The organism is Staphylococcus sp. GDY8P47P (assembly GCF_016892225.1).
Lineage (GTDB): Bacteria > Bacillota > Bacilli > Staphylococcales > Staphylococcaceae > Staphylococcus > Staphylococcus borealis.
Genome location: NZ_JAFENV010000024.1, coordinates 81,369 through 92,046, shown reverse-complemented (window position 1 = coordinate 92,046; position 10,678 = coordinate 81,369). Strand labels below are relative to the sequence as shown.

Genomic DNA, 10,678 nt, shown 5'->3' with positions numbered 1-10,678 from the left:
CTATCGCTAAATAGATGTTACAAAAACGTCCGGGGCATAAAGTTCCAGGATAAGTAAATAAAAAAGGGAGTGGGACAGAATTCTTTTGAATTCGTCGTCCCACCCCCGCAAGGATGACTAGAACTGAGAAAAGCTTGATTTAAGCGCCTTCTCAGTTCAGTCAGCTACTGCGAATGTGCAAAATAGCACCATTATATTATGTATGTCCTAGCCTCTTTTAATTGTTAAACAATTATTTTCATACATATTATATTTCTAAAAAGTACGGCTTACAATTGTCGACATTGTAATCTAATGCTTCATCCTCATCAATCATATTGAAATATGCAAATATACAACGAATAACGACTTGATGTGCTACAATCACAATTGTTTTATCATCATGACGATTCAATTGTTCAAAGAATAGATGAACTCTATGATACACATCTCTATAACTCTCACCCTCAGGCGCTTTTTGAGTGAAACTGTGACGGAAATCTTTATATTCCGGATCATTAAAGTAACGATGATACTTCGCATCATGCATCAACGTATCTTTATACTCGCCCTCAAACACACCAAGTGAACGTTCACGAAGCAATGACGTAATTGTCGTCGGTATCTCATAAGGAAAGATATAGCGATAGGTTTCTTGCGTACGCGTTAAGTCGGATACATAGACGTGATCAATTTGTCTTTCTTTAAAATAACTTTCTAAATTTTGTGCACCCTCAATACCCTTTTTAGTTAGTGGTACATCTAATTGACCACAGAAATAAGCTCTTTTATGTTTGTTGTCATAATTTGATTGTGATTCACCATGTCTCACTAAATATAGTTTCATATACTACAATCCTTTACTTTAATTTAACTACTCTTGCTTAATAATAAATGAATGGATAATCCAATTAAAATGATACCTACCATATAATCGAATGCAGCTTTTATTTTCGGTTGACTGAATAGTAACTTAATATATTGAAATACAAATACACAGAATAAAAACCAAATTAAGATAACGATGATGACAATTATAGATAAAATGGCTACTTGTGACTTTACTTCAATACCACCAGTTGATAGAAATTGAGGTAAAACACTCACATAATACAGTAGTGCTTTTGGATTTAAAATAGTGCTTATAAAGCCTTGACGATACGAAGTAAAATAGCTCACATCATCGATGCCAATACAAGTTGTATTAAAATTCATCGACTGACGTGCGGTGTGAATACTTTGTACGCCTAAATACACTAGATAGCACGCACCAAGTATTTTAATGATCAAAAATATGTAATATAAACTTGTAAGGATATATATAATTCCCAACACAGCTAATGACGAATAAATAACATGTGCAGTAGTGATACCTAATGCTGACATTGCCCCATTTACTTTACCCGAATGGATTGTATTTTTCATAACAATTAAAAAATCAGGACCAGGCACTATAATGATAAGTAACGTAATAGTAATAAAGGTTAAGATGCCTTCCATATACACACCCACTTCAATTTAATATTATACAGATTATGGCATACTTAAATTGTAAATGTAAGTCTACGGGTAGTCTAAAATTCCAAAAGTAGCACGATCCTTTAGCGTTTAATACTTAACTTAAATACGACTTTTACAAATCATAGGACTAAGCGAAATTTTTTTATATTTTAAGTACTTTTCATTGTCATTATGGTCGGTTACATGGTAGTATAAGGGTGTAGTTAAATAATAACTACAAAGTCTTTTATATTCATGAACATAATACTCCTGGGTGACGCCTTAACCCGACGTCACCCTCTTTTTATGCCCAATTTTAATCCCTTTTCCTAGTATTCCTCACAAAATAAACACCGAAATGATAATCATTAGCATTTAAGTAAAATTACTGTCATCATGCATTTTTACATGCTACATTATAACTAAGTAATCACACTTATTGGGGGGGAATCAATAATGGAATTGCTAGGCTATAAAATGATTAATGACGAACTCATGGCAACTGTTAAATCTGATCACGGACATATATTTAGATATTCATTTAATATTGAAACACCAGAATATGAAATTTTAGAAGTACTAGAAGAAGTTAATCAACATGTTGATAATGGCAGACATCCATTAGGATGTGAGATTATTAAGAACTATGATTTTGAAGATATTCATAACCATCAGGCTTTAATTAATTAAAATTTCATTAAACTAAAAAAGGAGCGGGACAGAATTCTTTTGAATTCGTCGTCCGCTCCCATCTTGCTTTACTTGTGGAATTTCTTAATGAAATTCTCTTTGTTGGGGCACCGCCCACAAGGATGACTGAACTGAGAAAAGCTTGATTAAAGCGCCTTCTCGGTTCAGTCAGCTACTGCGAATTTGCTAAATAGCATTATTATACTATTTATATCCCAGACTGTTTTAGATATTACTCTTATTTTCTTAGTGCTTTTAAAATTAAAGAAACAACGAAAATAACAATAATTGCACCGATTAGTGCTGGAATGATTGGTACGCCACCCCATACAGGTCCCCAAGTACCTAATAATTTACTACCTACTGCTGAACCGATTAATCCAGCGATGATGTTACCGATGATACCACCTGGGATATCTTTACCCATGATCATACCGGCAACCCAGCCGATTAATCCTCCGACTATTAACATAACAATAAAGCCCATATTCAGAACTCTCCTTACATCTTCTATTTTTGTATACTTCTTTTATATACCACGCATCAATATGAATAAACATTAGGATATAATTTTATTATATTTTTATTTAAACTTATATCAAATCTCATTATAAAAATTATGGATAATTTATATATTCGTTTTCCACTACTACAAATTCGATTTTCATTCTGAAATTCTGTAAAATTTTAATGCATTTTTATAAAAGATTTTCTCTTGTGTCTCTTCACCAAAATGCTTTTGAATTAACTCAATATCTTGTTCACTAAAAGGACGCTTTGCTCGAGTAGAGGGCAAATCAGTACCAAACATAATGGCCTCAGGGTTAATTTCAATTAGTTCCTCATTGGCTTTAATGGGATCTATCTCTATACGCCCAAATCCAGTTGCTTTAACATAAACACCTTGTTTAACTAACGTTTTTAAATCCTCAAAGCCCTCTACAGTCAAGCCGAGATGATCGATTGATACTTGGGGTAATGAGCTTATAATTTCTTGATAGTCTTTTAATTGTTTAGATTCAATATAAATTTCAGTATGCCAATCAACTAAATCATATACCCTTTGCGCAAACGTCTTGATAAGCGCTATATCTTCAGACCCACCGCGCTTAACATTAAATCGAATACCTCTAACCCCTTTATCATTTAATCGAAGAATTTCATCGTCAGAGGTCGATGCAGGTAGCTGCGTTATCCCAACAAATTGACCTTGAAGTTGATCTAATGCCGTTATTAAATAATCTTGATCAAACCCTTGAAATGACCCTGATACAATTGCACCTCCTACAACATTTAATTGCTTAGTATGATTTAAATAATCATTAACCTTAAATGATGGGGGTATGTAGCCATTATTCTCTTTAACCGGATAATCAAAGTCAATGATATGAAAATGCGAATCAAATAGTTTCATTATAAATTCCCTCTTTATTTATATTTCTTGAAATAAAGATAACATAATTAATATTTATCAACTAAAAAACTTGATAATTATTGTGAACAGGACTAGTATAGTAAAATAACTTAGGTTATATATAAAAGACTTAAAAAAACTTACTTATAATAAATAAACTTGGAAAGTAAGAAAAAATAATTTAAATTCAAACTTGAATTTTAGGAGGTTATGTTTCATGAGTTCACATACACTTTTTAATTTAAGAACTAAACGAAATCTTGAAATTAACGAATTAACTGAATTAATTAACGAAAAATATGGTACACATTATGAACCCCATCAATTATGGGAATGGGAAAATCACCAACACGAACCTAAGTTTAAAGATGCAATGATTCTTGCAGACTTCTTCGACACGCCTTATCAAATGTTAGTCGAAAGTAAATACAAAGAATATCAACAGCAAATTGACGATATCGATATTCGTTTATAATTTAAAATTATTAAGGGGCTGGGACATAATTCCTAGCAAAAATGCCAGTAAATGAGATTTTTATAAATTCATTTACTGGCATTTTTGAATTACAAAGCTCAAAATAACGGTTCTAAAAGAAATGCGGTTAATAAAACAAATTGATTGTTCCATTAACCGCATTTTTTATACGTTGAGTTGTCAATTTAATTGCAACAACTCAGAATTTAAAATTTCATAAGACGTCTTCCAATTAAGACACTTTCTAGGACGATGGTTAATAGAGTTTAAAGCATAATCCAACTCTTCTTGAGTTACCTTTGCTAAGTCTGTTTTCTTAGAGAAAAATTCTCTAAGTAATCCATTAGAATTTTCATTAGTTCCACGCTACCAAGCAGAATATGGGTCAGCAAAATAAATATCGACCTCAAATTGAGATTCAATATTTTTGTAACATGAAAACTCTTTACCACGATCTACAGTAATCTTTTTTACAGCGTTGTTAGGCAAAGATGAAATAAGTTGTTTTATAGCTACTTACATTGATTTAGAAGAGCGATCAGACATTAGAAAACAAATCTAATATCGAGATTTTCTTTCTGCGAAAGTAGCCAGACAGCCTTTACTTTTTCCTCGGCTTGAAACAACTGTATCTGCCTCCCAATGGCCAAAAGAATTGCGTTTTTTAATATCCTTAGGACGTTGAGATATTGATTTACCAATGTTGAAACGACCCCGGGTTTCTTTAGGTCGTTGTCCCTTGCCTTTTTGTCTTAAATTTAGAAGGACGACCACAATTCTTTTTTCGAGTTTCATAATTAGTTTGAGCTGTTTCAGCAACATAATTATGATTGAATTTATTTCTTTTAATTTCGCGAGAAATGGTAGAAACCGAACGGTTTAACCGTTTAGCAATCGCTCTTAAAGAATAATTTTCTTTCCAAAGAATCTCTATACTTGCACGCTCAGTTATTGTAAGATGAATATAGCTCATATTGGCACCCCTTGTATGTGTTTTTGTGGTTATTAACATCTTACAATAAAGTGCCAACCATAGGCCTTTTTTATGGAATTTTATTAGTGTTGCACTTAATATTACAATTCGTCTTTTAAAATACCTCTAAGTTTTTTTATATTTTTAGGGACTGTACTAGTAATATAAACATCACAAGTATAAATATGTTCTCGGAATTCCTCACCTTCTGGTTTTTTTAGCTGGTATGTATCATCAGCATTTTTTTCTATAATATCAAAGGTGTCTAATTTTAAGAAAATGTATAGTTGTGTTGGCTCTTTAATTTTTTTGATATCATGTAAATTTAGATTAGTTATATAACTTTTGTAAATTATGTGACTATATACTTTTTCCCATTTCTTGTATAAATCTTCGTAACTTAATAATGGATTTGGAATTTCTTTTTTGACAACTTTTTCAATTTCTAGTTTATTATGATTATTGATATCTCTCATTTCTTTACTTAAACTCTCTATCTCATTTAATAAAGATAATATATCTTTAAAAGCTTCTCTTTTTTCTTGAAATTTATATTGCTTAATAGCATTCTCTCCAGAAATTTTAGCACCTAAATATGCACCTCCAAAAGTAGCAAATATACCAATAAAAGCTATTGCCAATGAGATACCATCTTGTATATCTATTTTAAATACACTTTGTAATAATGCAGCTATAAAAAATATTGTTACAGAAATAAATAAAATTAATAGTGGGAAACTTCTTTTTAAATAATCAATCATTACATGTTACCTCTTATTTATTTGTTAATTACTAATTATTTTAATAGTTTTACATCTAGAAGTATAGACCTTTAAATTCTAAGGCAATTAAATAATAAAAATCCACTTTTTGAATGACGTTAAAACTTATAGTCTATTATGTAATTATAAAGTATTTCGAAGGTTCAATTTGATATATCTTTTTTTCACAAAGATCCAACAAGTTATATCTAAAGATGAAGAAACAACCGAAAAATCAGCAGATTTTATAGACCGTGAAGAGTATCGAGAAATTTTTAACGACCTAGATAAATTAAAAATTAAAGATGGTAAAATAATCTTAAACGAGGATTAAAGGAGATATACATATGAAAAAGATATTCGGCGTATTACTAACTAGCACACTTATATTAGGTGCACAAAAAAAGAGTCAGAAAGTAATTTTGCGTTTTCCTCCAAAACTTCTTTGTAGTTATTAATATCTCTAACTAAATGCACGTGACGCTTTCATATAAATTTTATAAATAAAGGAGATAAGAATGAAAAAAGAATTATTTGAAACTCTGATGGACAAAATAAAAGTATTTGAGAAAAGTGTTGTGAATATACCTATTGCTGGGGAACAAACTAAACACAATATTATACATATTAGTGATGAGTCAGAAAAGTTTAAATTGATAATCAATAAAAAAGGTCATAGAAATCCTGATAATTTATCAATTTTACTAAATAGTATTTCTCAAAAGCACCCAATGGTGCGTTTTGATGTTAATGGCGCTGACCACTCAAATCCCCCAAACGATACAGTGATCCCTACTCCTCACTTGCACATTTTTACAGATGAATACGATAATGGAGGGATAGCTATCCCATTATCAGAAGTAAAAGATGAGGAGTTAGTAGAAGAGCTCTCAGACTCACTAGATTTTTTTATGGATTATACCAATATATCTCATGAAAATGTTATACTAAAATCAAAATTAGTATGAGTAAAGGGGTGGTAATTAATGGAACTTATAGAACAAAAGATGAATGAATATTTTAATTGGTTAAAACAAAAATATAAGTATAAGCAATTAAATAATTCAATGGAAATTACCACACCTTTTAAAAATCATATAAATGACTACATTAGAATATATGTTGATATGCTACCTAATAGTGAAATAAAGTTATCAGATGATGGATTAACTTTAAATGAACTAGATTTGTTAGGTGTTGATATTACTACTAAAACTCGAGAAAGATTAATTAAAAATGTATTGAATCAGTTTAGTCTAGAGCTAAATAATGATGAAATAATTGCAAATGTAAAAAACGAAAGCTTTGCTCAATCGAAACATAACCTAATTCAGGGCATCTTAAAAATTTATGATTTATCAATGACTACAAAATCAAATGTTTCCAATCTGTTTTATGAAGAAGTACTTGATTTCTTTTATGACGAAGACATTATAGGATCTGCTAAAGTAGCGATATCTGGAGAATCTGGTATTAAGCATTCTATTGATTACATTTTACCTGCTACAAAGTCAGCCCCTGAAAAATTAATAAATTTTGCTAATAATTTAGATTTTAATAAGGTGACAACAGACTCCTACATTTACAGGGATGTTAAACCAAATAGACTAAATAAAAATAATTTAGAACCAAAGATGTTAATTATCGCAAACGATATTGAAAATCCAATAACTAATAGAACTCTTACAGTTGCTCAACACGAGAATTTATCAATATTGAAATGGTCAGATAAAAAACAAATCCTATCAGCTTTAACTGCTTAATTTTTAGGGTAGCCTACCTACCCTTATTATTTTTTATCTTTTTTAGAAGACACACTCACATGTGGCATAAAAAATTTACTAATAAACATGGTGAAGTACATATCGCTATTATGAGAAGTGTAAAAACCCTCTCACAAACAAATGACGACGTACTAGCGTAATTTTGAATACGAATAAAAAGAGGTTCAAAGACGCTTAAATGCGCGCATTAAGGCAAAGCTAAATGACAAGACATCTACTAACCTTAAAACGTTAACTTTTCATGCTACATGTGATGAGTGGCTAGAGCATTATAAAATCCATTCTGGTTCCAAAGCCACTACTATTAAAGATAAAGTAAGCAATACTACCACAGTTAAAACGCTATAGATAAAGAAGTGCTGATAAACAACATTACACATACATATCTACAAGATATTATTAATAAGTGGACTAAAATTCATAGTAAAGGACACTTTCAATCACTAGTTATCATTATTCGTTCTGTGTTCAAATATACGTTTAAATATTACGATTTACAAGATATAAATGTACTAGATAAAATCATTATTCCTAAAAAGGCTAAAACTAGAGATGAACTAAAAGCTAAACGTAATAACTATTTAGAGGATAGCGAAGTTAAAGAGTTAATTGATTGTTTCGACTACTTAATTAAACATAAAAATCATTCAACTCGTAACTATAATATGGTTAAAGCTATAGTACAGTTCCAAGTTGCTAATGGTATGCGTATTGGCGAACTACTTGTCATTAAGTCAGACATTATAAACTTTGCACATAAAACACTTGAGATTGATGGCACAATTAATTGGGTGACCGATAAGGAAACGGGAGCATTTGGAGTTAAAGAGACGACTAAAACAAGGAAAAGTTATAGAACTATAGGGCTCACTACTCAAAGTATCAACATACTTAAAACACTTATTTTAGAGAATATTAAAGAAAAACAGTGGAACGGAGAATTTATTGATAGGGGTTAGGAATTCACTAATATAGCTGATAGCCCTATCGACTTAAATAAAATTAACGGTATTATTCAAGAGGCTACTGAGATTAGTTCAATCAAGAAACATGTAACAACTCACACATTACGTCATACTCACATCTAAACACTTGCACAATTAGGGATTAACCTAAAATCTATACAAGACCCTGTAGGACACTCAGATTATAAAACTACCCTAAAAACATACACATATGTTACTGTTCAGATGGCTAAAGATATGATGAATAAATTGGAAGGAGTAGATAGTTTATGATTTCTTTATTCAGTAGACAAAGTTGTTCCTTTATATCGACTTTATTAATTGCTACTATCGGTTACTTCACCCTAACATTACAATTAATTTATTTAATTGAAAAAGGTGAGAACGACTTAATAAACACTTTCTTTATAGCTTTTCAGATATTATTTGTTTTTCTTTTAGATGCTATTTATCAATGTTCCATTTACTCGTACAATGCTAGAAACACTGATAATAAAGCACCAAGTGATTTTGTTAAATTGGAATCTTTCAAAATTAAAGTGATGTCTGGATTTTTTGCACTAGTATCTTGTCTTATAGCTTATCTGAATCAAATCGGTGCATGGAATCAAGATGATTTAAAACAAAAAGGAATAATAATAATATTTCTATTATTTTTGAATATGCATACTTGCATTTTTAATAGTAGAAATACTTTTTACAATAAAGTGAATAAAGACCCACTTTTATTTTTTGAAGATGAACAAGACATAAAGCCAATTATTAAACGTCTGATCGTTAGATTGATAATATCAGTACCAGTAATATTATTAACCATTGCTTTTGTATATAAATTACTCGAAATATTTTAAAGTTGCCCTCTTTCTACCTTTTTTCTAAATTCGCAAAGCACAAAAATAACCCCGTAAGCTTTAAGCCTACGGGGTTTAAATACTAATTATATATTAGTTTTCGTCTTTAACATATGGTAATAAAGCCATATGACGAGCACGTTTGATAGCTGTAGTCAACATACGTTGATATTTAGCTGAAGTACCAGTTACACGACGTGGTAAAATTTTACCGCGTTCTGAGATAAAACGTTTTAATAATTCAGTGTCTTTATAGTCAATGTGTGTAATACCATTTGCTGTGAAATAGCATACTTTTTTACGACGACGTCCGCCTCTTCTTGGTCCACCTGCCATGGTTAATTACCTCCTTTAGAATAAATTTTTATACGTTCATTTTGTTATTAGAATGGTAAGTCATCATCACTAATATCAATCGGTCCGTTTGCGTTTGCAAATGGATTATCAGATTGTTTATTAGTTGATGCATTATTGTTATTATAAGACGTATTTTGTCCCGATTGTTGACCACCAAATCCTTGACCGTAGTCTTGGAAATCATTGTTATTACTTTGATTACGTTGGCCACCATGCGCATTCTTAGGTTCAAGGAATTGAACACTATCTGCTACAACTTCAGTAACAAAGATACGACGACCTTCTTGATTTTCATAACTGCGTGATTGTATGCGACCATCAACGCCAGCTAGACTACCTTTGAATAAATAATTATTCACGTTCTCTGCTTGTCTTCTAAACACAACGACATTGATGAAGTCAGCTTCGCGTTCCCCTTGAGCATTCGTGAAAGTACGATTAACTGCTAGAGTAAATGTCGCTACACTTACGCCTGAGGGAGTGGTTCTGTATTCTGGATCTTTAGTTAAACGACCTACTAATACAACTCTGTTTATCATTAAAACGCCCCCATTACCTTATTACTTATCTTGGTCTTCACGGATAACGATATAACGGATGATATCGTCACTGATTTTAGCTAAACGTTGGAATTCGTCTGTAGCTTTGTTGTTATCAGTTTTAATGCGTACGATGTTATAGAAACCTTCTTTGAAATCTTCAATTTCATAAGCAAGACGGCGTTTACCCCAGTCTTTTTCTTCTAAAACTTCTGATCCTTCTGAAGCTAAGATACCGTTGAAGCGTTCAACAAGTGCTTTTTTAGCATCTTCTTCAATGTTTGGACGTACGACATACATAATTTCATATGTTCTCATTTTATACTTGCACCTCCTTGTGGTCTATGCGGCCTATCGAATACTAACGATAAGCAAGGAATAATTTTCATT

The 10,678-nt window shown here is 31.2% G+C and carries 13 protein-coding genes and 2 pseudogenes; 6 read left to right on the top strand and 9 right to left on the bottom strand.

Annotated elements, in window-relative coordinates; genetic code table 11:
- Window positions 1-247: 247 nt before the first annotated feature.
- Together JVV30_RS10295 and JVV30_RS10290 are read right to left on the bottom strand one after the other, a co-directional pair.
- The gene (locus JVV30_RS10295) at window positions 248-826 is read right to left on the bottom strand and encodes a histidine phosphatase family protein (RefSeq protein WP_070855667.1); all 579 of its coding nucleotides are present in this window, start codon (window positions 824-826) and stop codon (window positions 248-250) included.
- 23 nt (window positions 827-849) lie between these two features.
- On the bottom strand, window positions 850-1,479 hold the full coding sequence (locus tag JVV30_RS10290) for a LysE family translocator (protein WP_204194187.1): 630 nt from the start codon (window positions 1,477-1,479) through the stop codon (window positions 850-852).
- 456 nt (window positions 1,480-1,935) lie between these two features.
- Between JVV30_RS10290 and JVV30_RS10285 the strand changes: the two genes are divergently transcribed.
- Window positions 1,936-2,169, top strand: coding sequence for a hypothetical protein (locus JVV30_RS10285; protein ID WP_053030269.1), 234 nt, complete (start codon window positions 1,936-1,938; stop codon window positions 2,167-2,169).
- Between the two features lie 238 nt (window positions 2,170-2,407).
- Here JVV30_RS10285 and JVV30_RS10280 read toward each other — a convergent pair whose 3' ends face one another.
- Window positions 2,408-2,656, bottom strand: coding sequence for a GlsB/YeaQ/YmgE family stress response membrane protein (locus JVV30_RS10280; protein WP_011276862.1), 249 nt, complete (start codon window positions 2,654-2,656; stop codon window positions 2,408-2,410).
- A 177-nt stretch (window positions 2,657-2,833) separates the two neighbouring features.
- Window positions 2,834-3,583, bottom strand: coding sequence for an amidohydrolase family protein (locus JVV30_RS10275; RefSeq protein WP_204194186.1), 750 nt, complete (start codon window positions 3,581-3,583; stop codon window positions 2,834-2,836).
- Window positions 3,584-3,800: 217 nt separating this feature from the next.
- Between JVV30_RS10275 and JVV30_RS10270 the strand changes: the two genes are divergently transcribed.
- A complete protein-coding gene (locus JVV30_RS10270) occupies window positions 3,801-4,058 on the top strand; it encodes a hypothetical protein (protein WP_053030271.1) in 258 nt (85 codons plus the stop codon).
- A gap of 180 nt (window positions 4,059-4,238) precedes the next feature.
- Here JVV30_RS10270 and JVV30_RS10265 read toward each other — a convergent pair.
- Window positions 4,239-5,031, bottom strand: a pseudogene (locus JVV30_RS10265) (IS30 family transposase).
- Between the two features lie 101 nt (window positions 5,032-5,132).
- Window positions 5,133-5,792 (bottom strand): hypothetical protein, encoded by a 660-nt coding sequence (locus tag JVV30_RS10260; protein WP_204194185.1) that lies wholly within the window; start codon window positions 5,790-5,792, stop codon window positions 5,133-5,135.
- A gap of 518 nt (window positions 5,793-6,310) precedes the next feature.
- On the opposite strand from JVV30_RS10260, the gene JVV30_RS13565 reads away from it, so the two are divergent.
- The 4 genes and pseudogenes from JVV30_RS13565 to JVV30_RS10240 all read left to right on the top strand — a co-directional run bounded on the left by JVV30_RS13565 (window position 6,311) and on the right by JVV30_RS10240 (window position 9,392).
- A complete protein-coding gene (locus tag JVV30_RS13565) occupies window positions 6,311-6,760 on the top strand; it encodes a DUF6978 family protein (protein ID WP_239469362.1) in 450 nt (149 codons plus the stop codon).
- Between the two features lie 18 nt (window positions 6,761-6,778).
- Window positions 6,779-7,555 carry a DUF1828 domain-containing protein gene (locus JVV30_RS10250; RefSeq protein ID WP_204194184.1) on the top strand — a complete coding sequence of 259 codons (777 nt, stop codon included), beginning with the start codon at window positions 6,779-6,781 and terminating at the stop codon, window positions 7,553-7,555.
- 59 nt (window positions 7,556-7,614) lie between these two features.
- Window positions 7,615-8,814, top strand: a pseudogene (locus JVV30_RS10245) (tyrosine-type recombinase/integrase).
- Window positions 8,811-9,392, top strand: a complete 582-nt coding sequence (locus JVV30_RS10240) for a hypothetical protein (RefSeq protein WP_204194182.1) — start codon at window positions 8,811-8,813, stop codon at window positions 9,390-9,392. Before JVV30_RS10245 ends, JVV30_RS10240 begins: the two are co-directional and overlap by 4 nt.
- Window positions 9,393-9,485: 93 nt before the next feature.
- On the opposite strand, the gene rpsR is transcribed toward JVV30_RS10240, so the two are convergent.
- The 3 genes from rpsR to rpsF are packed head-to-tail and all read right to left on the bottom strand — an operon-like array spanning window position 9,486 to window position 10,606.
- The gene (gene rpsR, locus JVV30_RS10235) at window positions 9,486-9,728 is read right to left on the bottom strand and encodes a 30S ribosomal protein S18 (protein WP_002447994.1); all 243 of its coding nucleotides are present in this window, start codon (window positions 9,726-9,728) and stop codon (window positions 9,486-9,488) included.
- A 47-nt stretch (window positions 9,729-9,775) separates the two neighbouring features.
- Entirely contained in the window at window positions 9,776-10,288 is a 513-nt protein-coding gene (gene ssb, locus JVV30_RS10230; protein WP_053030272.1) for a single-stranded DNA-binding protein, read from the bottom strand.
- 21 nt (window positions 10,289-10,309) lie between these two features.
- Window positions 10,310-10,606, bottom strand: coding sequence for a 30S ribosomal protein S6 (gene rpsF / locus JVV30_RS10225; RefSeq protein ID WP_053030273.1), 297 nt, complete (start codon window positions 10,604-10,606; stop codon window positions 10,310-10,312).
- Between the last annotated feature and the right edge of the window lie 72 nt (window positions 10,607-10,678).